Raw genomic sequence first — 22,090 nt, 5'->3', positions numbered from 1 at the left:
AGTAGTTTTTGTTGATCAAGAACACTCTAATATCGACTCTCTTTCATGAAGAAGTGTATTTCACCTGAGTCAGAAGCGCCGTAAATCATCCGATGTTGCGGTGGAGATGAGTTACAGTTTCTTTGCTATCAGGATAAGCTTGCTTGATTTCGCTTGTACATTCCTGAATTGAAACGTTACTATTCAGTTTAGCTATTAAATAATTTATTATTAATATTTGTTAAATTTAAAATTTACAATATTTCTAGTAGGTGTGGAAGTAACAGTTAAATTCACCTTCATAACCTGGAAACTATCAGTATTGAGTTTTGATGACTTAGGAATCTAACCTTAAAATTTGATATCGGTAGTAAACGTAAGTATCGAACAGTGCGCCAACAAAACTACAAGTCAGACCAATAACTAAAATCCCGTGTAGAGCAGAGCCACTACCGAAAATGATCAGGAAATTAAAGATTCCGTCAGCGATCGCCGTAGTTAAGCCTCCCACAAGGGGAACATAGCCACCTAAAGATAGAAAAAGTAGCACACCACCGATTAAACATAAGGGAGCGACAAAGCTAAAAATAATCGTCAGCACCAGAGAACGGAGAAAATTTGTAAAAATAGTCATTTCAGACAAACTCCGAGACTAAAGTGAACAATAGCCGAGCAACTATGTGTCCTCTTTCTACAATACGTGCGATCGCTTCCCAACAGACAAGTTGTCAAAAATCTTAAGTTTTCATTAAATTAATTAGTTACTTGTTACACCAGTGCGTAAGACCGTAAAACAAGATAAAAAGCGGAAAAAGCCTGATTAAATAGAGTTTATACTGCAAAATATCCATGTATAGCGATGTGTAACGTGTTCATGCAAAGCTATATTTCCTGAGAAAATCATTAAGCAAAGTTAATATTTCCCACAAGATAACTGTTGACTATGGACTATTGACTGTTGACTATGGACTATGTACAGACGTTGTAGTGTAACGTCTCCAATGATGGAAATGACTAATAACTAATGACCACATCCAAATCCAGCTTAGGAACATGGAGTCAGCGATTGCTGGCGGCAATATTTCTGGGTGGACAAGCTATAGTTCACCTCTTGAGGGGTAAAATCCACTGGCGCAACACCAGAGAACAAATGGCAGCCGTAGGGCCAGATTCGTTATTTATTGCCCTATTAACAGCAGTTTTCGTAGGCGCAGTGTTTACCATTCAGGTAGCACGGGAGTTCATTAATTTTGGCGCAGGTAATCTTGTCGGCGGAGTATTAGCAGTAGCATTGACGCGGGAATTATCACCAGTACTCACAGCCGTGATATTAGCAGGACGTGTGGGTTCTGCCTTTGCCGCAGAAATTGGCACAATGCGGGTAACAGAACAAATCGATGCCATGTTGATGTTAAAAACTGACCCAATTGACTATTTAGTCATACCCCGTCTGCTGGCTTGTTTTCTCATGCTGCCAATTTTAACCCTCTTGTCCTTAGTCACAGGAATTTTGGGGGGACTAATCATCGCCACAAATATGTATGGAATCTCCGACACAGTATTTTTAGATTCCGCCCGTAACCTGCTGGAAGTCTGGGATATTTGTAGCGCCATGATTAAGGCGTGTTGCTTTGGTGTGTTAATCGCTATTATTGGCTGTAGTTGGGGTTTGACAACCACAGGCGGAGCTAAAGGAGTAGGACAATCAACTACAACTGCTGTTGTTACGGCCTTATTAATTATCTTCGTGAGCAACTTTTTCTTGTCCTGGGTAATGTTTCAAGGAACTGGTGGTGCATTCCAGCAAGGGTTATAAGGATAGGGCGTGGGCAGGGGGAAAACTTATGTACAGATGTACACAACGTCTCCCCTAATGACCAATGACTATTGACTAAACTCCTAAAATAAGAGAAGTGTCTACTAAACCAGGATGAGAAACTGTGACCAGTTCAACTGCACCTAACTCCACAGCAACGGTGGAACTTAAACCTAGTTACAATATCCCTGTAGTGTTGGTAATTTCGGCTATTCCACTACTGTTGGTACAACCTTGGGTGGGAATTGTGTTTGCCTTTTTGGGTTTATTTCTTTTATTCCAAACAGTCAGCTTGCGTGTGCAGTTTACCGCCACGGACTTTGACCTCTACAGAGGTGAGAAACTAATTCGTCGCTTTCCCTTCCGAGAATGGCAAAACTGGAGAATTTTTTGGGATAGATTTCCCATATTGTTTTACTTTAAAGAAATTAACAGCATTCACTTTTTGCCGATTTTATTTGACCCCAAAACCCTCAAAGCTTGTTTAGAAGAGCGTTGTCCCCGTATTTAGAAAGATATGGCAGTTGGGTAAGATAAGGGGCAGGAGTAAGAATTTTTACTCGTACAGTCAACGGTCAACTGTCAACCTTCAACCGTCCCAATTTCAAGTTAAACTGGGAAATTAGAAATTTTCGGGCAACTCAACAGTATATTTTTGAAAGCTATATTATTTGCATCTTAGGAATTGCACTGTAGTTTATGAACCCTGACGAATCTCAAACTCCAGAACCGATTGATGAGTGGTTGGAGCAAATACAACAAGAAAACCCTAAGCTGGAAAATCCAGAAAACTCATCTGAAGAGTCAGTTCTGGACATCGAAGGGCAAACTCCTTTGGTTGAGCCGCTATCAGTCTCTAATGAAGAATTGGCAAATTCTACAGACAATTTAACGGCGGAATCAACGGATGATTTGGTTCAGCAGTTAGAAACAGAAACTACATTATTGGGTTCAAAATTACCAAATAATCCCTTATACACAGAAGCAGAACAACGCATTGCGGAACTGCAACGTACTGAAGCTGCACTCACAGAAGAAATAGCTAATCTGCAAGCTGCTTACAAAATCCTGCAAGGGCAAGTAAGCGAAACTCAAACCGCATTGGGAAGAATTGTCCAAGAGTCGTTGGCACAACTAGAACAGCGCAAGCAAGCACTGCAAATTTCTGTAGAACAGCTAGAACGCCGCCAAGAGCGCATCCGCAATGAGATGCGAACTACTTTTGCAGGTGCATCTCAAGACTTGGCAATTCGGGTACAAGGTTTTAAAGACTATCTAGCAGGTAGTTTACAAGATTTGGCAGCTTCAGCCGAACAACTGCAATTAGTCCCAGCAGTTGTTGAAAGAGAAAAAGCACCAGTCAAAGAAACTAAACCTGCCGAACCTCAAGCAGGGACACCACAGTTTGCTCAACAGCAGTTTCAAGACACGACCAAACAAATTCGCCGCTTAATTGACCAGTATCGTAACAAACCTGATTATTACGGCCCGGCTTGGCAACTGCGACGCACCTTTGAACCAGTCCACGCCGAACGAGTCGCCAATTGGTTTTTCAACCAAGGGGGACGGGGTGCTTTGCGGACGATGGGTAGCCGTTTGCAGAATATTTTGATTGCTTCGGCAGCAATTTCGATATTACATAAATTATATGGCGATCGCGTCCGTACTCTAGTTTTAGCTAATACGCCAGAACGTCTAGGTGAATGGCGGCGAGGTTTACAAGACTGTCTCGGCATCGGTCGCCCAGATTTTGGCCCAGATAGAGGTGTTGTCTTATTTGAAGCGCCAGATGCTTTAGCTCAAAAGGCAGACCGTTTCGTGAAAGCAAATCAGTTACCTTTGATTCTCATTGATGATTCCGAGGAGCAAATTAGTTTGGCATTACTACAATTTCCCCTATGGTTAGCTTTTGCTCCCGACCCCAAACTCATGAGGAATACTGATGATGATTTTTAACAACCCAGCTTAAATTTAAAACCCCGGTTTTATTCATAAAACCGGGGTTCATTTAATTCAGTGTGTGAGAAGTTGACAAAATCAAATTCTTCGGGTTACATCTGTCGCCAATAGTGTTATGACATCAATAGATGATACAACCTAGACACAAAAAGACTTTTCACCCAGTCCCCAGCTATAGTAGAAACTTAAATTCTAAAACCTATGGATTTTTCCTCAACTTGCTTCGTGAAGCAATTATTAAACTACCAACAGTAAATAACCCAAATAATCCAGAAGGTTCGGGTACAACTGCGTAAGTTTGGCTCCAAGAATAGATACCAGTGTGGGATGTTTTATCATTGGTCTTATTGCGATCGCCTGCAATTGCCCCAGAATCAATCGCACTAAAGCCAAAGGCATAATCTACCTTATCATTAAAAGTGATTTTGGCAATTTCACTGATTTGAAATGGTGTATTTGTAAGAAATGCTGTTTTGGCTAAATTAAACAACATCGCGTCAAAGATTGCGTTTCCTGTAGAGTTACGAACTCGATCAGGTGATGATTGTAGATAATTTGAGTTATTACGATTGTTAACAGTTCTTCGGGTATCTACATATCTTCCCGATACATCCAAGTGTCCAACCAAATCAACTTTCAACTCACCAGTTTTTTGATTTAAAGTAATATCCCCGATATTCGCATCGCCAGCCGAGTTAAAGCCTGTAGTTTTGAGAGCAGTAACTAAAGAATCAAAGTTATTATTAAAATCTTGGAGCAGATTAGAGTTAGCAGTTGTGGGAATGCGGGACATTAATCCACCATAAGCATTGCCAAAGCCTTTTAACCACGCTGTTGCTAATGTACCGTCAGCCCAATCATCTTTGGTGACACTTTCTACCTTGAGAGTATTCTTGCCCAAATTAGCAGTGAAGCCCACATGGTCTTTGACCACTTCACCATCTGTAAATAGTTCGACGTTGGTAGCACTATCGTTATCTGTCAAAGCAGCGATCGCTTTATTGGTGTTGCCTTTATTTGTAAAATCATTTAAAACTCTTCGGTTCACACCACCAATACCAGTGTTATCAGATTGTGCAGCACCATAAGTCCAGGTATTGATATTAGGTTTATTTGCATCCGTGTTATTAACACCGTTGGTAGTGAATTGAATATCAGTAGGTCTAGCGAGATTGCCAGCGAAAGATGGAGTGGTAGTAATTGCAGTCATGCTTGCTGCTGCTGTTGCACCAACTAATAACTTTTTGATAGTTAAGGTCATAAATATCTCTTGAATTTTTGATATTGCGTCAAGAATCTATTGAGTTACCACAAATTAACCCTTTCATGAGCCATTTTAATTTTCATCCGTTTTTATTAGGTAAAACAGAAGTGAATATATGATGCTTTTTGGCTTAAGAAAAAGGGCGTTTCTACTGACAGTATTTAGTGTTTACACGCAAATAAATTTTCAACTCAAAACCCCGGTTTTTTTGAAGAAACCGGGGTTTAATTAAGCCATACAAACTCTAGATGTAGAGTGTTGAAATCTTCCTTGTTTTTAGTCAGGCTTAATTCTTAATGCCTAACTGAAATACTTGCCCAATTAAAGCCAAACTTTCTTCAAACAGTGACTCACGTCCCCAGCGTTGTACCTGTTGACTGAGTAAAGCTTCTGCCTTTTGTTCCGATAAGGAACTCACTTGTTGAAATAAACCTGCGGCTTGAGCGCCACCGTGGGTTTCCATCCGCATACAACCGCCGGTTTCTGAGCAGATGACTGTACCGCAATTGGCTTGGGGATTGGTTGAACTGAGGCGCAAGGCAATTAAATCGCCCACAATATCCCCCACATCCGCAACTGGAACCCCTGCCAATTCAGCTTCTACTCGCTTTTGGTCTTGGTTAACAAAGTGAATGCGAGTAATATCATAGTCTCCGCTATCCTTTTGATAGGAAATGGGTTGCCATTCCAAACGACTGGCTAACCATCCCAAAAATAACAATGCTTGGGCCGGGTTGCCTTTTTCGTAATCAATTGTCACCCTGTCAATTTCTCCCAAAGCGGCGCGACGGTCGGGAGAATCGTAAGCTTCAGCTGTCAACTCTTGCCATGCAGCCAGCCTACGCCAGTTTAAATCGGCTAGAGGTACACCTGTTTCTACTAACTTTTGCAGGCTGAGTAAATCGCTTTCTGGCTCGTTGAAGTTGCAAGAATCAACAATCACATTGTTGCAAACTGCTGCCAAGCGTTTAAATAAAATGTTGTTGGGGTCTGGTGTAGCCTTCCACCAGAGGAATTTTGGCAACCCACCAATCAACAATGCGGGAATCATCCCGCCAATTCTTTCCAATGCTGCTGGTGTACCACTGAGAGTAATGTACTCACAGCAGATGAGTGTACTGGAAGATTGTTTTTGAATTGGGCAGTAGGCAGAAACTTGAGCCTTTACCCCTTCATCTTTGCCAACAATGGGAAATAAGGCAATAATCCGGCAAGGATTACGGAGGGCGATTTCATCAGCAATTCTGGGGCTGGTGCTGCTGTAACTATAGGAAGTACTGCCATTAATCTCACCATTAGCAGAATTGCCTTGGCGTTTGACAAATTCTTCTCGCAGTTTAGCCAGGGTTTCCGGTGTAGCTGTGCCGGTTTCTGGGAGTGCGTACTTGATTTGTACTTGTCGTAGTGCGGTTTCTGTCTGTGGGCCTAAGATGCCATCAATTGGCCCGTTGTAGAATCCTAAAGAAGCCAACAGATATTGGGTTTCTTCTGGTTCATATACTACTAGAGTAAATGTAGTAGCACGAGTAGCCGCAGGTAATGCGCCATCTTCGCCGGTGATGCCGTAGCTTTGCCAAATTTGATTAAGTTCCGCTTCGATTTCGTTCAGCGAAATGTCCTTCGGGGCTTGGAGTGAGAAAATGGTAGGAGCTTGGGAAGTCATAGTAATTGTGATATTGTCTGTGATCAGTTTTAATTTGGGGTGTAAGGGTGTAGGGGTGTAAGGGTGTAGGGGTATAGGAAAATCAATAAGCAATACCTATTCTCCAGACCCCAATCCCTAATCCCCAATCCCCAGTCCCTATCCCTAAAGTCTGCGCCAGCGACGACCATCTTGGTTAATCAGAAATTCTGCTTCTGCTGGTTCCCAGGTTCCGGCTTCGTACTGGGGAATGGTGGCTGGGTCTGTGGGTAAGTCCCAAACAGAAAGGGCGGGGGTGACTACCTGCCAAGCTGCTTCTACTTCGTCGGCTCTGGTGAATAATGTTTGGTCGCCCATCATACAATCTAAGAATAGGCGATCGTAAGCGTCGGAAGTAGCTTCAATCCCAAAGGAACCATAACTGAAATCCATATCTACGGAACGGGTGCGGAATTCGGCTCCTGGCATTTTCACATCAAAACGCAAGGAAATACCTTCGTTTGGTTGAATCCGCATGGCTAAAATGTTGGCGTTTCTTTGTTGCGCGGCAGATTGGAACATCCGAGAAGGTACATCGCGGAAGTGGATGGAAATCTCACTGACTTTTTTCGGCATCCGTTTGCCAGTACGCAGGTAAAAAGGAACGCCTTGCCAACGCCAGTTGTCAACTAAAAACTTCATACCTACATAAGTAGGTGTGGAGGAATTGGGATCAACTCCTGGTTCTGTCCGATACCCAGGGACTTGTTGACCTTTCATCCAGCCAGCACTGTATTGTCCGCGTATGGCTGAACGTGATAGGTTGTGTACATCAGCTAGACGAGTAGCTTGTAACACTTTTACTTTTTCTGTACGGATACTATCAGCATCCATTGAGTTTGGTGCTTCCATTGCTGTGAGGCAATAAAGCTGCATCAGGTGGTTCTGCAACATATCCCGCAATGCGCCGGCTTTTTCGTAATAACCAGCCCGGTCTTCCACGCCTACGGTTTCTGCGACGGTAATTTGTACGTGGTCAACAAAGTGACGATTCCACAAGGGTTCAAAAATGGCATTAGCGAAGCGGAATACCAACAAGTTTTGAACTGTTTCTTTACCCAAGTAGTGGTCAATGCGGTAGACTTGGTTTTCTTTGCAATACTTCTGCACAACTGCATTGAGGCTTTGGGCTGATGCCAAATCTCGACCAAAAGGTTTTTCAATGACTAGACGATGTTTGTAGGGGTCGTCTAGCATTCCTGCTCCCCCTAATTGTCTGATAGCTTCAGGGAAGAAGTTAGGGGCGACGGAGAGGTAAAACATCCGGTTTCCCCGTGTACCTCGTTTCTCGTCTAATTCGCTTAACAAATTCTTGAGTTTTTGATAACTTTCCGGGTTATCTATATCTCCAGGGCAGTAGAACAGACCTTGAGAAAAATCTTGCCATAGTTCTCCAAGTTCGACACTGCTATGAGCCTCTTCCATGCCTTTTTGCATTTGTTCGCGGAAGTATTCGTGGCTCCATTCCCGACGGGCTACGCCAACAATGGTAGTTTCCGGGGGAATGCGTCGTTCCCGGCGCAATTTGTAAAGTGCGGGGACGAGTTTGCGCCAGGTAAGATCACCAGAAGCGCCAAAGATGACTATAATTTGGGGTTCGGGCATCCCTTGTTGTTGCAGACCAACGCGCAAGGGATTTTCTAGGAGACTAACCATAACAGTTTTGGGATTTTAGATGGAGGTTTGGGGATTGGGTACTGGGGATTGGGTACTGGGGATTGGGGATTGGGAGCAGGTAAATGTTTTCTCCCCTGCTCCCGGCTCCCTGCCCCCGGCCTCTTCCTAATCCCCAGTCCCTATACTGGTGACAATAGCTTGACTTTGCCCTCTAAAGAGTTCATAAGGGACTGGAAGGGCTGGACAAATTTGTTAATGCCTTCGATTAACAATTCGTCCATCACGGCATTAATATCGATGTTGATGTCTGGGTCTTTGAGGCTTTCGATCAATTGGTAGGCTTCTGCAACTCCTGTTTCTACACGGTTAGCGACTTCGCAATGGTCGGCACAAGCGGTAATGGTTGCTGGTGGTAAGGTGTTGACAGTATCGGGGCCAATTAACTCATCGACATACATGACATCGCTGTAGTTGGGGTCTTTGGTGCTAGTACTTGCCCATAATAATCTTTGCACTTTTGCCCCTTTGGCTGCTAGGGCTTCCCATCTATCGCTCTCAATAATTTTTTTGTATTCTTGATAAGCAATCTTGGCATTAGCGATCGCTACTTTACCTTTTACAGCCACCAGTTTTGCTTCTAAACTAATATCATCAACGCCACGGGCTAGTTTGGCATCAATTTTTCCGTCAATGTTGCTATCAATGCGACTGAGGAAGAAGCTAGCAACAGAAGCAATTTGGCTGATGTCCTTACCCTCAGCTAGGCGTTTTTCTAAACCCCGAATATATGCCCAAGCTGTGTTGATATAGCTTTGAACCGAGAATAGCAGGGTAACGTTAACGTTAATACCCTCAGCTATTACCTGTTCTACAGCTGGTAACCCGGCTTCAGTACCGGGGATTTTAATCATCACATTTTCCCGCCCAATTTCTTGATAATAACGGCGTGCTTCGTTAATTGTCGCTTGTGTATCATGGGCAATGGTCGGTGGTACTTCGATACTCACATAACCGTCTAATTTATTCGAGGCTTCATATACAGGGCGTAAGATATCACAGGCATTACGGATATCTGCAAAAATTAGGGATTCGTAAATTTTGTATGTGGGTAATCCCACACGCACACCAGCTTCGATATCAGCATCATAAATGACATTATCGGCGATCGCCTTTTCAAAAATCGCTGGATTAGAGGTAATCCCACAAATCCCTTGATTTTCAACTAGATTTTTGAGTTCACCCGATTGAATAATGTCACGGTTCAAGTTATCCATCCAGATACTTTGACCGTAATTTTTAATCTCCAATAAATGATTGGTGGCCATAGCTACAGTTTGTTTCACCCCGTAAAAGATGTTTTAAGTGACTTCGACATAACACATCAAAGTATTGATGGTTACTTTTGCATTTTTGCTTTGTCTATCACTTATTACATCGGCCAGCTGAGATAATCTCTCACATTTAGCTGAGAAAGTGCTGAGTGCTGAGTTATGAGTAAAAATTTATTCCTCTGCTCCCTACTCCCTGGCTCTTAATGACCATTCTGAATAAATGATTCAACCTTGGCTACGTCTTCTTTACTGCCAATAATCAGAGGTGTACGTTGATGTAGTTTTTTCGGTACAACATCTAAGATATCTACTAATCCTGTAGTTGCCCGACCACCAGCTTGTTGAATTAAAAAGGCTAGGGGAGCAGATTCATACAACAACCGTAATTTACCTTCAGGGTTTTGAACTGTCCCTGGGTAGAGAAACACACCGCCTTGTACCAAAATTCTATGGATATCGCTCACCATCGCACCACTATAACGAGCAGTATAGCCTTCTGTACGGTGAACATAGCGGATATATTCCCGCATTGATTCTTCCCATTGCCAGAAGTTACCTTCATTCACGCTGTAAACTGCGCCGTGGTCGGGAATGCGGATATTTTCCTCACTGAGGATGAATTCTCCTAAACTGGGGTCAAGGGTAAATGAGTGAACTCCCTTACCCATTGTATAAACTAGCATCGTGCTAGGCCCATATAAAATGTAACCCGCCGCAATTTGTTTGCGTCCATTGGTGAGGAGGTCTTTAGCCTGGCCATCACTATCATCACCTTCCTGTTGACGGATGGAGAAAATGGAACCCAAACTGAGATTGGTATCTGTGTTTGAGGAACCATCTATGGGGTCGTACAGTAAGGTATAACGACCTACGGGGCAATTTTCGGGAATATAGTATGGTTCATCCATTTCCTCAGATGCAAGACGACAAACTAAGCCGCTTTGCTTAAAAACGGAGATAAACACGTCATTAGCATAGACATCCATCTTTTTGACGGATTCCCCTTGTACGTTCACCTCCCCAGTAAATCCGAGAACCCCTTCCATTAAACCAGCGCGGCTAAGGCGACGGGCAACTAATTTACCAGCTAAAGCAATCCGGTTCATCAGCGCACTTAAATCTTGTGCATCTGCGGAAAAACTTTGGAGTTGTTGGAGGACGTGACGGGATAAGGTTGTACAATCGCGGTCTAGAGCTTTGTCTGTAGACTCGTTGACAGACAAATCCAAGGATTCTGAGGCTTTAGCCATGTTATGTACTTTCTTGTGACTGCTGTTAGTTGGATCAAGTTTGCGTGGCAACACATAGTTGCTGCTTCTATCTTAGAAAGGTAATTTGATAACCTAGATGTGATTTTAGATAAACTAAAGAAATCGAGATTTTACGCTTGCTAAGCTGGGGAGAGTTGCGGCAAGTAGAAGCATAAGGCTGAGTAAGTGTACTTATTATTTTGTGTTATCTACTCGATTGGCATCTTAAGTACGACTGTTAACATATTGCATCAATATGACGACGAGTTTTGTAGGGTGGGCATCAATTACTTTTAATTGAAAGGTTCATTCTTATAACCCTTCTGCATTAGATGTAGATCATTTAAGGGAACACCAAAAAATAAATTATGCCAAATTGACGGTTAGTAGGGTGCGTCAGTATGAATAATTTCTTGGTACAGCTAAATTTCCTCATAAGTAGCGCACCCTGAATTTTGGATATTTTTTTGCCCGGAAGTCCCGGAGGTAAAGAAAATCCGGCTAGTAGGATAATTTTTGGGGAAATCACCACTAGTCGGATTTATTATTGAATTTTTATTCCATTGTGCGAGATATTTCCAGCGAATAAGCTACCTTTGCTTTAACTTGCACATCTTTTCGTGTTGGTTATTGACAGTTAATATCAATTTGAAAAAAGAATGCGACAAATAAACCATCCGTAGAGACGCGATTTATCGCGTCTTCACCCAATGATGTGTTGCAATGATTAATTGAATTGGTATAACCGTCAAATGTCAACAAACCATACAAGTCAGTATGTAATTTAAAAGCGTTGTAACTGATCAGCCTTATGTGTGTTGACAAACAGAATAAATTTTGCTTCTGTTTGTGGCTATTCTTGATTAATAATCTTGTTTTTTACCCCAACTACCTCGTCGGTCATCTTCTCGCGGTTTAGCCTTATTGACTCTCAGTTGACGACCCATCCATTCTGCGCCATCTAATTCGGTGATAGCTGCATCTTCTTGGGCATCTTCATTCATTTCAACAAAAGCAAAACCACGCATCCGACCGGTTTCACGGTCTGTAGGTAATACAACTCTTTTGACCTCGCCGTAGTCTGCAAATACGGCTTTTAAGTCTGCTTCGGTGGCGCGGTATGAGAGATTTCCAACGTAGATAGTCATGTGGGATCACGTAATTCTTAACAAAGAGAGGCTAGTTCAGCTATAAAAAAGTCTTCAGCAAATATTGCATAGTCTTTTTTAGTTACAGAGGGTAAATGTTGTTGTGCAGCAATGATTGTTGCTGGCATTCACTCCAACTAAACCTGCCCTGCGACTGAACTAAGGCATACGCTCATATAATAACTGATCATGATAATTTTCAAAGTGAGAGATTTTACAATATCTCGCAAATAAAATTAGCAAGTCTTATATGTTTGATTAACAGGAAACAAAAGCCGGAAAACCTCGTTTGTCATTTGGTTATTCAATCAGGGTTAGAGAAAAAATATTTTTATCTATTGATTCCGTAATGAAGATTTTATAATTGTGATGTGGGGGGCGATCGCTTCCAAGTTCACAAAAGAGCGATAAGGTGATACGCACCTAAATCAAATATTCTTGCGTCAGGGCTGTCCATAGTCAAGAGTCCAGAGTCAAAGGCTAGCTTGGACTCTGGACTGTGGACTTTTGACAACCTGAGTGTGGAATATACAATTTAAATGCGTAACAGCTTAATCAAGGCTTAATACCTTGATAGCCTGATGTTTGGGCTGTGATGGTTTTAAATGTTACTTTTTTGGCGCTGCCACTGTAGTAGTACGCAGATATAATATCATTGGCAATTAAGTAGCGTGTGGAAGAATTGAGCGATCGCCGCCATGAAATAAGGCTGCATCAGTCCGCAGATATGTAGGAAAAGTAAATTCCTTGGGCATAGTCAATAGTCGAAATCAAGGTTTTTGGACTGTGGACTATTGACTACTGACCACCCTCAGAAGGGTTTTTTGGTTCAGTGCGTAAGTCCTATAGTTGTGGACAGTTCTTTACTGAAGCTCTTCTAATTGCTTCAAAGTCCTTTTATATTCCTCAGTTTTGTTATTTGCTTGATAGAATTTTGCTGCTTTTTGAAAATCAGCAATAGCGGCTTGCTTTTGACCTAAACGACGTTGAGCAAGACCTCGATTATAGTAGGAGTCTGCGGATTCAGGAGCGAGTTGAATTGCTTGATTAAAGTCTGCGATCGCACTTTTAGTATCCCCTAAAGCCAGATAGGAAAGACCCCTATCATTGTAGATAAATAAACTAAAAACTCCATTTGGATCGATTTTGAGGGCTGTGTTATATTTTGCGATCGCACTTTTGTGGTCGCCTAATTCAGCGTGAGCTTTGCCGCTATTGGAATATACAGAAACGTCCTTTGGTCGTGGTCGGAGTTTGATAGCTTGATCGTAATCAGAAATTGCACCTGCATAGTCTTTTAAGAAATAACGCATCATTGCCCGACCTAAATAAGCATCCACATCATTGGGATTGAGCTTAATCGCTTCATCGGATTCAGCAAGAGCTTTTTCGAGTTCTTGCCTTGTAATTCCCAGTTCTACCAACGGGTCGGTCGTTGTTTGAGCCTGGGAAACGATTACCGGAGATATATTCTGTGAGGAAGTATTGGCGATCGCTTTTTGATTTACACCTGTGTTTAGTAACACCAATATGGTTGAAATTCCTAAGCAGCTTGGTACGATGAATCTATATGTTTTTGGTATCATCATTTCTCCACAATTTTGATATTTGAGATGGTATGTAAAATGAGTATTCCTAGCGTTGGGTAGCTAGATCAGAAAATCATGTATCCTGTACATGGTCAATCTTACGTAATTTATCGATTGTCAATTGAAATTATTTGATGTTGATAAAATCGAGACCATTACGTTGCATTTTCTAAATACTAAAAACTTTTTACGAACTATTTTTACAGATTAAAATTAGAGCCAAAAACCTTCAGCATATTTCGGGTAGACTCTATTGATCGAGTAGTATATTCCTGACGGATTTTAGGGGGAAATTGAGTTGTGATTTTATTGTATTCTGGGGCAACAAAGCCCACTTCCACTTCCGCAATTAATTTTCCGTCTTGAAACATCCAGGCTTGACCACTACCAGTATCTCTAAATGCAAATAGCTTGCCACCATAGAAGTAAGCCGTTGGTCCATTTTCCCCCTCTGGCCCTTCTATACTAACTCTGGTGGGAATATCTTCCATCCGGCACAGTTCATATTCTAGACCCTCGAATCTACGCTGTTCTGGACGTACACAGTTTTCATCTACAAAACTGGTATGTCGATCAAATTTATCTTTGTAAGTTAGCTTAGCTTTGGCTGGTGCTTGAGCTTGAGTAGATTGTATTTCTGAGTGATTAAATATGCAGAAAATCCCTATGATTGCTAACAGCAAATTTGAGTATTTGAGCATGGTTGCGTGAAAGTAACAAACAATTTTATTTCTCAAGCTTAAAATATTTTTTAAGTATATTCTTCCGTGAAATTACTTTATTTCGATAATATTATAACGATGTCTACTGTTAGGGTTAACGCATCTCAAACCCAATTGACAAGCAGACTTACCTGATGAAAAAATATAGATAAAGTAGCAAGATTCAAGAAGTAAGAAAATTCCTCTTGCTCTCTATTTTCGTATCTAAAAAAAAGCTGATGTGTAATTTACCATTACTTTGGTCGATTTCCACTGTTGAACCTACACCAAATACCTCACGAATTAAACTAGGTTGCAGTAAGTTTTGAGGCGTTCCTACTGCCTTGATTATGCCATGATGGACAAAATAAATGCGATCGCAATAACTAGCAGCCAAAAACGTGATTGAGATAACAAGTGTGAGAATCAGTCCAATAATTAGTAGATTGTAGCTTGCTTGCTTAGGTAGGATGAATAAAGTTATAACTGCCGTAGGTCAAACTAGCGTTATAGTAAGGTGTTTCCAGTGGCTTTCAAAATTGATATGGTAGAAGCTAGCCATAGATAAGTGAATAAACTATGTTGTTTCACCTCATTCCTCACACCGTTGACGGTAAATTACACCACAAAGTAAATACCGTGAGAATAAGTAAAATTACTACTTATGTCAAACGACATTTTGTCAAACTTAACTTGATTTATATTTTCAAGGAAACTTGTGATTTCGCTTTGCTGGTGTTATTGTCACTTCTCAATACCATTCTAGATGAGAGCAATTTCTAACTGCGATGAGAGTTGTTGTTGTAAATTTTTCAGTAGGTTTAAAGTTTTTTCATAGTTTGTAGTTGCTCCCTCTTGGGCAAAGTATTCTACAGCTTTTTGTAAGTCTGCGATCGCTGTTCGTTCATGACCCAGTTGATGATTAGCTATACCTCGATTCAGATAGGCTTGGGCATTGTCAGGCTGAAGCTGAAGTGATGCTGTAAAATCTCTAATGGCACAAGAGTTATCGCTGCTTCTACCGCAAGCACAACCACGATTATAGTAAGCTCTATAGTCATGGGAATTGAGATGAATTGCCTTGGAGAAATCATCCATAGCACTTGGCAAATTTGATAACTCAAACCAAGCCAATCCTCGGTCGTTGTAGATATCTGCTAGGCGGAACGTAGATGTTTGGGGAATAGTGATTAACGCTAGATTGTAATCAGAGATAGCTTGTTGATGATTCCCCAACATTGCCTGGGCTATACCTCGGTTATAGTAAGCTCTAAAATCATCAGGCTTGAGAACAATAACTTGGTTATTGTCAGCGATCGCTTGTCTATATTCCCCTAGCCTGTAGTATGCTAGTCCCCGATTAAGATGTGCTTCCACATTGTCAGGAGTTAATTTGAGAGCTTGATTGCAATCAGCGATCGCACTTTGATAAGCTGCTAATTCTAGATAAGCTAAACAGCGATCGCTATAAGCCGGCGCAAAATCCTTCCGTAACTCAATCGCCTCATTAAAATTTTCAATAGCTTCTTGGTAATTACCATGCAACAATTTCTCTATTCCCGACTGGAGAAATACACTTGCTGCATTTGGCTCTTCCACTGTAGATAATGAGTGTGCAGGTGCAGCGAAAACAAGACAAGCAAACGTCACAGCAATACTAAAACTCAAGATGAATCGGTTCATGAAATGAAGAGAAACAACAGCCGATCAACTACACAACTTTATTTTCATGGTCATCCCTAGCATAGTCAAAAGACAACCTGTCAAATGATGTCAAATCGCTTCGCTCCAATTCAAAATTCAAAATTAAAGATAGCTACCCACAAGGGGTGGGGCTTGAACCCGACAAGCATTTTTTTCCTTCTGCCTTCTGTCCTCTGCCTTTCTTGTCAAAATTAATGAGTTCAACGCTTCTCTACTTTGACAATTGGTCGTTTGACAGCAGATCATCCATTACTGAGAATTGGAAGATATCTTAAATCAGTTATCAGTGATCAGTTATCAGGGGAATGGTGGGGGATTTAGCCCGCTACCAAAGCTTTTCACCAATTGGTGTGGTGTTTCGTCAAGGATTTAACTGATAACTGTTTACTGTTCACTGTTCACTGTTAAACGCATAGGTGAAATGATGCAGTTGTCTGCGAAATTAGCGGTATTGACATTAGTCACAATTCCCTGCACCGCAATTCTGGGGAATTATGCCATCAGTTTAGCTTCTACTACTGAAACTCAAGAAGTCACAATTAGATTTAATAGCAAAGTTGGTCAACAGCCTTTTGAATGTGGCAAAACCTACACTTTAGGTAAACCAGCGAAAAAATTTACCCTCTCTGATTTTCGCTTCTATGTATCTGATATAGCTTTAATCGATGCTAAAGGTAAAGCTGTACCCCTAACCTTAACCCAGGATAGGAAATGGCAATACCAAAATGTCGCCTTGCTAGACTTTGAAAACAAATCCGGTGCTTGTAGTAACGGCACAGTAGAAACACGTAATCAAGTGATAGGTACATTACCTAAAGGACAATATCAAGGACTGCAATTTACTCTGGGTATCCCTTTCCATCTCAATCATGAGGATTCCGTCATCGCCCCATCACCCCTAAATTTAACCTCCCTCTGGTGGAATTGGCGATTTGGTTACAAATTTGCTCGTATTGATTTAGAGAAGCATCGTCACACTAGCCCAGGCGCGAAACATGGTGAACCCAATCATCAAGCGCAGGGGTTCCCCATCCATTTGGGTAGCACTGGTTGTCAAGCTCAAACAGGTAGTCAAAAACCCTCATCTTGTAAAAATCCCAATACCGTGAAGGTTGTCTTAACTAAATTTGACACCAACAAAAATATCGTGGTTGCAGACTTAGCAGCGTTGTTAAGCAACACAAATTTAACCATCAACCAACCAAATACCGCTCCAGGTTGTATGTCATCTCCCGATGATGGCGATTGTGTGGGCATTATGACTAATTTTGGTTTACCATTTGGCGATCGCCCTGCTTCTAAACAGAAATTCTTTAGAGTTGAGTGATGGGAAAATATGGATAGGGATTGGGTAAGATGCCTCCCCTGCTTCTTCCTAGCCTTTAACTTGCTCCGCATTCCCACATGAAATTAACTCGTTTGTTTACCCTAGCAGTGATTTGTCTGTTGTCACTTTGTCTCTCAATGGGGCTGAGTAAAACACTTGGCACATCACCGAATTCAGAATATGACTGGAATCTCCCAGCTTGGATGCCAAAGCCAATTGTCCCAGCCGATAACCCCATGAGTTCACCAAAAATAGAGTTGGGAAGGCATCTTTTCTATGAGAAGCGGTTATCAATCACGGGTGAATTCTCTTGTGCGTCTTGCCATATTCAGTCCTTGGCTTTTACTGATGGGAAAACGGTGGCGGTGGGCGCAACTGGTGAAAAACACCCCCGTAACTCCATGAGTCTCGCTAATATTGGCTACAACCCGGTATTAACTTGGGCTAACCCTTTGATGACAAAGTTGGAAACTCAAGCTTTAGTACCAATGTTTGGAGAACATCCAGTAGAAATGGGCATGGTAGGAAGGGAACAACAAATATTAACAATGCTGCGGGATGACTCCAAATATCGACAGATGTTTGCAATAGCCTTTGGAGAAAGTCAGGAAGCAATTAGCTTGAGTAATCTAACTAAAGCTTTAGGAGCTTTTGAACGTACTTTAATCTCTATTAACTCTCCCTATGATCGTTATCGCTTCGGTGGCGACTCTGATGCTATTTCAAAAGCTGCTCAACGGGGGGAAAAGTTATTCAACAGCGAACGTCTGGAATGTTTTCATTGTCATGGTGGCATTAATTTTAGCGATTCAGTAATGCACGATCGCCTGGCTTTTGTGGAAATCGCTTTTCACAATACTGGGCTATATAATATTGACGGCAAAGGAGCTTACCCACCAGATAATACTGGTGTTTATGAAATTACTACCCAACCCTCCGATATGGGACGTTTCAAAGCTCCAACTATGCGAAATATTGCTCTGACTGCTCCCTATATGCACGATGGTAGTATCCCTACTCTAGAAGCAGTTATCGACCACTATAAAGCAGGTGGGAGAACGATTCATACAGGAAAGTTTGCCGGAGTAGGAAGCAAAAATCCTTTCAAGAGTGAATTTATTAGCGGTTTTGAATTAACTGAAACTGAAAAAAATGACCTGATAGCTTTCCTAAAAAGTTTAACTGATGAAATATTTATTCATAACCCGGCTTTTAGTGATCCCAACTAATACCAATTCAAAATTCAAAATACCCTACGGGAAGGCAAGCCTACAAAATTCAAAATTAAGAATCAAGATAGAACAAGCATTTGAGGCTGTATATCTGTCACATTCTTTTTTCAAATTGGTATAATTATTTCTGGCTTGCCCATTTTTTAAGGCAGCTTCTTGCTTTAATTCTCAAGTTTTGATGATTACCTTCATAGGCTTTTTTGTACGGATTATGCTATTCTACAATGCCTATCTATATATAGTATTTCGGGGCAAAGTAGTTATATCAATTAGAGAAAAGAACGCGACAAATAAACCAACTGTAGAGACGCGATTTATCGCGTCTTCACCCGATGATGTGTTGCCATCATTAATTGAATTGGTATTAGTAGTCATTATGGGGAATAATATCTAATTCAGTCTGAGAAAAAGTATAATTTAGCCCTAGTGTACCAGCTTCCGTCTGTGCATCCGGGCTTGTTTTAACCCAGTTTGTAATCGCAACCGAAATTATTGGGCTGAAGTAGGATATTGGCACACTTTAATCATATAAAATTTATTATCCTTAACTTTTATATAAGTTTGACAGTTGGTCTTTTGACATTAGATTCATTATCAGGTGATGCTAAAAAGCATATTTGCTTCAAGTATTTCCTATTAAAATATAGAGGTGCATACGTACCTACTCTAAAGTTAAGGGATACAAATTTCTTTGTATCCCTTATTTATTAATATTTGCGCTCTAATTAGATTGTGCAGGTAATATGGTTGGAAGAAACTAACATCTGGGAATTTGGACAAAAATCAACAATTATTGCTTAAATTGGTATCACTTATTCTCCATAATGTGTACCTATAACTTTCCCGCGAAACACAATGTAATTGTAGATGTTGTAGAACAACATAATGGGAATCAGAAATCCAATGAAGATAATCATGAACACTAACGCGCTAGGTGCTGCGGCTGCTTGATAAATGGTAATACCTGGAGGGATGATATAGGGAAAAACAACTAATCCCAAACCTACAAAGGTAAGTAGAAAAAGCAGCACTGTCCAAACTAGGGGAGTAGTTTCTGCTTTGCGGTTCAGGCTTTGAATCAATAACCCAATTAGCAGCACACCTAACACAGGAATGAGTGAAAATAGATACACTTCTGGTTGGTGAAATAACTTTGCCCTGGCATTTTCATACACAACAGGGGTGGCGATGGTAATTAAAATTGCACCTATCAGGGTTGTCCAAGCAGCGATTTTTGCTGTGCGGTAGTGGGATGTTTGCAGTTCTCCCTCAGTTTTTAAGATGAGATAGGTGGAGCCAATCAACACATAACCTTGAATCAATGTCAAGGCAACTAAGAGCGATCGCCAATCGAGCCAGTCCCACATACTACCGATAAAGTGACCTGATTCATCCACCTTAATGCCTTCTAAAATGCTCCCCAAGGCAAATCCTTGAAACAGCGCCGCCATGAAACTCCCAACTCCAAAGGCTATATTCCAAAATACTTTGTTTGTCGAATGCTCTCGAAATTCAAAGGCCACAGCCCGAAAAATCAAGCCAAATATCATGCCAAAAATGGGGATGTAGAGAGCATTCAAAATGGTGCCATAAGCCAGGGGAAATGCCCCAAACAGCGCACCCCCCATCAACACCAACCAGGTTTCATTGGCATCCCAAATGTTACCCAAACTCGTCATTAAAATGTCCCGTCGCTCCTCATTAGAACTGGTGAGGGACAGGATACCTACGCCTAGATCAAACCCGTCTAACATGACGTAGAGAAACAAAAACAGAGCCAAGATGACAAACCATACTTGGGCTAAAAAGTGTTCTAAATTCTCCATACAATTACCTATTGCTGTGCTTCGACAGGACGTTGATCTGGAACAAATTCAGCCGGAGTAGTTTCTACAGCTGGTTGGGTGTCAATACCAGGAACCGGCAGCTCTAGGTTGGGGCCTTGACGAATAATCCGACTACCAAAGAATAAGGCACAAATAAACAGGGCTGTATAAATTAAGGCAAAAATGAGCAAGGATGTTAAAACCTCAGTCGCGGGTAGGTGGGAAACGCCCTCTGCTGTGCGAATTTTCCCATAAACTACCCAAGGTTGTCGCCCGACACAGCGCACAATCCAGCCTGATTCTACAGCAATGTAGCCTAGTGGAGCCGCCAAAATCCAGATTCGCAGTAGCCATTTTTGCTGGGCGATCGCTTCTGGTGAAAGCTTCCCTCGCAACCATTGAATCACACTGATACCCATCAAGCCAGCCAAGAAAAAGCCGATACCACTCATGATGCGGAAGGAGTAATAAATCAACCCCACCATCCGGGGGCGATCTTCAGGTTTCCACTCTTTCAGTCCCAGAACGGGTTTAGACAGATTTTTTTTGAATTCCAAAATGTAGCCTAAGCCGTTGGGAATTGAGATTTCCCAGTCATTTTGCTCAGTCTGATTATTGGGTAATGCAACTACACTCCAGGGCGCAGGCTGTCCGGCTGGAGAGGTTTCCCACTTAGCTTCCATCGCTGCGAGTTTTGTAGGCTGATAGTCAGCTACCTGTTCAGCGCTGAGGTGTCCGACATAGATTTGTAATGGGGTGACAGCGATCGCTGTTGCTAAGACAATTTTGAGCGATCGGGCAAAGAAAGCCTGATGACGGTTGTTGAGAATATACCAGGCGCTAATTCCCCCAATTACAAACAGAGAAGTTTCCAGCGTCCCTAAAAACATATGGGAGACACTGTTGACCATGAAGGGATTTAAAATTGCCTGAAAGTAGTCATCAACAACAAATTTCCCATTTACTATTTCCCCGCCGGCTGGGGTCTGCAACCAAGAGTTTGCCGCTAAAATCCAGAAGGTAGATAGGTTTGCACCAAAGGCAACCATAATGGTGGCAAAATAGTGAATCACTGGGTTTACTCGCTCCCAGCCAAACAGCATAATACCCAGAAATCCGGCTTCTAGCATAAATGCCATCGAAGCTTCAAAGCCTAAAATGCTGCCAAAAAAGTCGCCCACCGCTTCAGAAAACGGGGCCCAGTTCGTACCAAATTGAAACTCCATTGGTAAACCAGATGCTACACCAATCCCGAAATTCAACACATACAGCTTGGCCCAGAAACGGGCATGGTGGTAGTAATCAGGATGGCGTGTTTTTAACCACATTCCTTCAACAATAACCAGATAAATCCCCATCCCAGTGGTGAGAACAGGCCATAGCATATGAAAAATCGCCGTCAATGCAAACTGCATCCGCGATAAAGCAACGGTGTCCGATAGAAAGTTCATGAACTAACCTCTGAATTCGTTTAAATCTTGACCTGCGTAGCATCTTGGGTTCGCAGTCGCATGGTAACAGAACATTTCTCAGTCAACCAGAAAGTTTTTCTCAAAGAGCGATCGCTAATTTACTTTATTAAAAGAATTAGGGGAGTATTTGAGTTATTTTAAATTCGGCGTTGCTGAATAAGGGGATGAATTGATTTAGCTAGGTACAATTTGAT

At 41.7% G+C, this 22,090-nt stretch carries 18 protein-coding genes; 5 read left to right on the top strand and 13 right to left on the bottom strand.

Annotation, left to right across the window (positions count from 1 at the left end):
* Positions 1 to 316: 316 nt before the first annotated feature.
* Positions 317 to 613 (bottom strand): hypothetical protein, encoded by a 297-nt coding sequence (locus ACM5QX_RS07015; RefSeq protein WP_041456112.1) that lies wholly within the window; start codon positions 611 to 613, stop codon positions 317 to 319.
* A gap of 390 nt (positions 614 to 1,003) precedes the next feature.
* Here ACM5QX_RS07015 and ACM5QX_RS07010 point away from each other — a divergent pair, with 390 nt between their 5' ends.
* The 3 genes from ACM5QX_RS07010 (at position 1,004) to ACM5QX_RS07000 (ending at position 3,751) form a co-directional block, all read left to right on the top strand.
* The gene (locus ACM5QX_RS07010; protein ID WP_011318498.1) at positions 1,004 to 1,795 is read left to right on the top strand and encodes an MlaE family lipid ABC transporter permease subunit; all 792 of its coding nucleotides are present in this window, start codon (positions 1,004 to 1,006) and stop codon (positions 1,793 to 1,795) included.
* Positions 1,796 to 1,919: 124 nt separating this feature from the next.
* Positions 1,920 to 2,306, top strand: coding sequence for a DUF3119 family protein (locus ACM5QX_RS07005; protein WP_414752973.1), 387 nt, complete (start codon positions 1,920 to 1,922; stop codon positions 2,304 to 2,306).
* A 188-nt stretch (positions 2,307 to 2,494) separates the two neighbouring features.
* A complete protein-coding gene (locus ACM5QX_RS07000) occupies positions 2,495 to 3,751 on the top strand; it encodes a DUF3086 domain-containing protein (protein ID WP_414752971.1) in 1,257 nt (418 codons plus the stop codon).
* A gap of 202 nt (positions 3,752 to 3,953) precedes the next feature.
* Here the strand turns inward: ACM5QX_RS07000 and ACM5QX_RS06995 are convergent, their stop codons facing one another.
* The 10 genes from ACM5QX_RS06995 to ACM5QX_RS06950 all read right to left on the bottom strand — a co-directional run bounded on the left by ACM5QX_RS06995 (position 3,954) and on the right by ACM5QX_RS06950 (position 16,018).
* Positions 3,954 to 5,015 (bottom strand): NF038130 family PEP-CTERM protein, encoded by a 1,062-nt coding sequence (locus ACM5QX_RS06995; protein WP_414752970.1) that lies wholly within the window; start codon positions 5,013 to 5,015, stop codon positions 3,954 to 3,956.
* Between the two features lie 289 nt (positions 5,016 to 5,304).
* Positions 5,305 to 6,681 carry a glucose-6-phosphate dehydrogenase assembly protein OpcA gene (gene opcA / locus ACM5QX_RS06990; protein WP_414752969.1) on the bottom strand — a complete coding sequence of 459 codons (1,377 nt, stop codon included), beginning with the start codon at positions 6,679 to 6,681 and terminating at the stop codon, positions 5,305 to 5,307.
* Between the two features lie 144 nt (positions 6,682 to 6,825).
* Positions 6,826 to 8,355, bottom strand: coding sequence for a glucose-6-phosphate dehydrogenase (gene zwf / locus ACM5QX_RS06985; RefSeq protein WP_011318493.1), 1,530 nt, complete (start codon positions 8,353 to 8,355; stop codon positions 6,826 to 6,828).
* Positions 8,356 to 8,495: 140 nt separating this feature from the next.
* Positions 8,496 to 9,641, bottom strand: coding sequence for a transaldolase (gene tal / locus ACM5QX_RS06980; RefSeq protein ID WP_414752968.1), 1,146 nt, complete (start codon positions 9,639 to 9,641; stop codon positions 8,496 to 8,498).
* Positions 9,642 to 9,847: 206 nt separating this feature from the next.
* Positions 9,848 to 10,897, bottom strand: a complete 1,050-nt coding sequence (gene fbp, locus ACM5QX_RS06975) for a class 1 fructose-bisphosphatase (RefSeq protein ID WP_011318491.1) — start codon at positions 10,895 to 10,897, stop codon at positions 9,848 to 9,850.
* 863 nt (positions 10,898 to 11,760) lie between these two features.
* Entirely contained in the window at positions 11,761 to 12,045 is a 285-nt protein-coding gene (locus ACM5QX_RS06970; protein WP_010998162.1) for an RNA recognition motif domain-containing protein, read from the bottom strand.
* Between the two features lie 863 nt (positions 12,046 to 12,908).
* Positions 12,909 to 13,634, bottom strand: a complete 726-nt coding sequence (locus ACM5QX_RS06965; RefSeq protein ID WP_414752966.1) for a tetratricopeptide repeat protein — start codon at positions 13,632 to 13,634, stop codon at positions 12,909 to 12,911.
* A gap of 200 nt (positions 13,635 to 13,834) precedes the next feature.
* Positions 13,835 to 14,335: a hypothetical protein gene (locus ACM5QX_RS06960; protein WP_414752964.1), complete on the bottom strand. Its 501-nt coding sequence runs from the start codon at positions 14,333 to 14,335 to the stop codon at positions 13,835 to 13,837.
* A 184-nt stretch (positions 14,336 to 14,519) separates the two neighbouring features.
* Complete coding sequence (locus ACM5QX_RS06955; protein ID WP_414752963.1) at positions 14,520 to 14,732, bottom strand: hypothetical protein; 213 nt, start codon at positions 14,730 to 14,732, stop codon at positions 14,520 to 14,522.
* 365 nt (positions 14,733 to 15,097) lie between these two features.
* Positions 15,098 to 16,018 carry a tetratricopeptide repeat protein gene (locus ACM5QX_RS06950; protein WP_414752962.1) on the bottom strand — a complete coding sequence of 307 codons (921 nt, stop codon included), beginning with the start codon at positions 16,016 to 16,018 and terminating at the stop codon, positions 15,098 to 15,100.
* Between the two features lie 442 nt (positions 16,019 to 16,460).
* Between ACM5QX_RS06950 and ACM5QX_RS06945 the strand changes: the two genes are divergently transcribed.
* Both ACM5QX_RS06945 and ACM5QX_RS06940 read left to right on the top strand, forming a co-directional pair.
* Positions 16,461 to 17,366, top strand: a complete 906-nt coding sequence (locus ACM5QX_RS06945; RefSeq protein WP_414752961.1) for an MbnP family copper-binding protein — start codon at positions 16,461 to 16,463, stop codon at positions 17,364 to 17,366.
* A gap of 77 nt (positions 17,367 to 17,443) precedes the next feature.
* Complete coding sequence (locus tag ACM5QX_RS06940) at positions 17,444 to 18,595, top strand: MbnH family di-heme enzyme (protein ID WP_414752960.1); 1,152 nt, start codon at positions 17,444 to 17,446, stop codon at positions 18,593 to 18,595.
* A gap of 815 nt (positions 18,596 to 19,410) precedes the next feature.
* Here the strand turns inward: ACM5QX_RS06940 and cydB are convergent.
* Both cydB and ACM5QX_RS06930 read right to left on the bottom strand, forming a co-directional pair.
* Entirely contained in the window at positions 19,411 to 20,424 is a 1,014-nt protein-coding gene (cydB, locus tag ACM5QX_RS06935) for a cytochrome d ubiquinol oxidase subunit II (RefSeq protein WP_011318488.1), read from the bottom strand.
* 8 nt (positions 20,425 to 20,432) lie between these two features.
* Positions 20,433 to 21,875: a cytochrome ubiquinol oxidase subunit I gene (locus tag ACM5QX_RS06930; protein ID WP_414752958.1), complete on the bottom strand. Its 1,443-nt coding sequence runs from the start codon at positions 21,873 to 21,875 to the stop codon at positions 20,433 to 20,435.
* Positions 21,876 to 22,090: the final 215 nt, after the last annotated feature.

The sequence above is a fragment of the Anabaena sp. CCY 9910 genome, assembly GCF_963920875.1.
GTDB lineage: Bacteria > Cyanobacteriota > Cyanobacteriia > Cyanobacteriales > Nostocaceae > Trichormus > Trichormus variabilis.
This window is presented reverse-complemented; position numbering and strand designations above follow the sequence as displayed.

Coding starts and splice junctions, on each gene's coding strand:
- ACM5QX_RS07015 (WP_041456112.1), bottom strand. CDS start 613: ATGACTATTTTTACAAATTTTCTCCGTTCTCTGGTGCTGACGATTATT.
- ACM5QX_RS07010 (WP_011318498.1), top strand. CDS start 1,004: ATGACCACATCCAAATCCAGCTTAGGAACATGGAGTCAGCGATTGCTG.
- ACM5QX_RS07000 (WP_414752971.1), top strand. CDS start 2,495: ATGAACCCTGACGAATCTCAAACTCCAGAACCGATTGATGAGTGGTTG.
- ACM5QX_RS06995 (WP_414752970.1), bottom strand. CDS start 5,015: ATGACCTTAACTATCAAAAAGTTATTAGTTGGTGCAACAGCAGCAGCA.
- opcA (WP_414752969.1), bottom strand. CDS start 6,681: ATGACTTCCCAAGCTCCTACCATTTTCTCACTCCAAGCCCCGAAGGAC.
- zwf (WP_011318493.1), bottom strand. CDS start 8,355: ATGGTTAGTCTCCTAGAAAATCCCTTGCGCGTTGGTCTGCAACAACAA.
- tal (WP_414752968.1), bottom strand. CDS start 9,641: ATGGCCACCAATCATTTATTGGAGATTAAAAATTACGGTCAAAGTATC.
- fbp (WP_011318491.1), bottom strand. CDS start 10,897: ATGGCTAAAGCCTCAGAATCCTTGGATTTGTCTGTCAACGAGTCTACA.
- ACM5QX_RS06970 (WP_010998162.1), bottom strand. CDS start 12,045: ATGACTATCTACGTTGGAAATCTCTCATACCGCGCCACCGAAGCAGAC.
- ACM5QX_RS06965 (WP_414752966.1), bottom strand. CDS start 13,634: ATGATGATACCAAAAACATATAGATTCATCGTACCAAGCTGCTTAGGA.
- ACM5QX_RS06960 (WP_414752964.1), bottom strand. CDS start 14,335: ATGCTCAAATACTCAAATTTGCTGTTAGCAATCATAGGGATTTTCTGC.
- ACM5QX_RS06950 (WP_414752962.1), bottom strand. CDS start 16,018: ATGAACCGATTCATCTTGAGTTTTAGTATTGCTGTGACGTTTGCTTGT.
- ACM5QX_RS06945 (WP_414752961.1), top strand. CDS start 16,461: ATGATGCAGTTGTCTGCGAAATTAGCGGTATTGACATTAGTCACAATT.
- ACM5QX_RS06940 (WP_414752960.1), top strand. CDS start 17,444: ATGAAATTAACTCGTTTGTTTACCCTAGCAGTGATTTGTCTGTTGTCA.
- cydB (WP_011318488.1), bottom strand. CDS start 20,424: ATGGAGAATTTAGAACACTTTTTAGCCCAAGTATGGTTTGTCATCTTG.
- ACM5QX_RS06930 (WP_414752958.1), bottom strand. CDS start 21,875: ATGAACTTTCTATCGGACACCGTTGCTTTATCGCGGATGCAGTTTGCA.